At 42.7% G+C, this 529-nt stretch carries 1 protein-coding gene; it reads left to right on the top strand.

Features of this window, described 5'->3' with window-relative positions:
• Window positions 1-28: 28 nt before the first annotated feature.
• On the top strand, window positions 29-529 hold a 501-nt coding region (locus CJF42_RS26360), incomplete at its 3' end, for a transposase family protein (RefSeq protein WP_212668881.1).

Raw genomic sequence — 529 nt, 5'->3', positions numbered from 1 at the left:
CACCAGATAATTTATGTGGTATGTTACTGTGGCATCTTTAAAGAAAACTAAAAAACACCTGCGCTTTGACGCCCTCAGAAAAGTCTTGTCAACTCATTTAGAAGCGCAGCAAGATCCCCGACAAGCAGATAAATGTGAATATTCGTTACACGATACCGTAATGAGTGCATTTGCCTGCATGTATTTTCAGGAGCCTTCTTTACTCCAGTTCCAGCAACGCTTAGAGAAGAAACATCAACGCAATAACCTTCATACGGTTTTTCGTGTTAAAAATACCCCGAAAGAATCGCAGATGCGGGACATGATAGATACCTTACCGCCAGAAACATTTGAACCTGTATTTAAAGATTATTACGAACGTTTAAGACGCCATAAGCACCTGGAAGACTACGCTATTTTTTCAGGCGCGGTGATGTGTGTGGTAGATGGTACCGATTACCACAGCTCAAAATCCGTCCACTGTAAAAGCTGTTTGCACCGTACTCACAAAAATGGTTGTCGTACGTACAGGCATGGCGCTTTGCAAGGG

Origin of the sequence: Pseudoalteromonas sp. NBT06-2 (genome assembly GCF_002276045.1) — a bacterium.
In the GTDB taxonomy this organism is placed as follows: domain Bacteria; phylum Pseudomonadota; class Gammaproteobacteria; order Enterobacterales; family Alteromonadaceae; genus Pseudoalteromonas.
The sequence above is the reverse complement of the archived record's forward strand: the minus strand, read 5'-3'. Positions and strand labels throughout refer to the sequence as shown.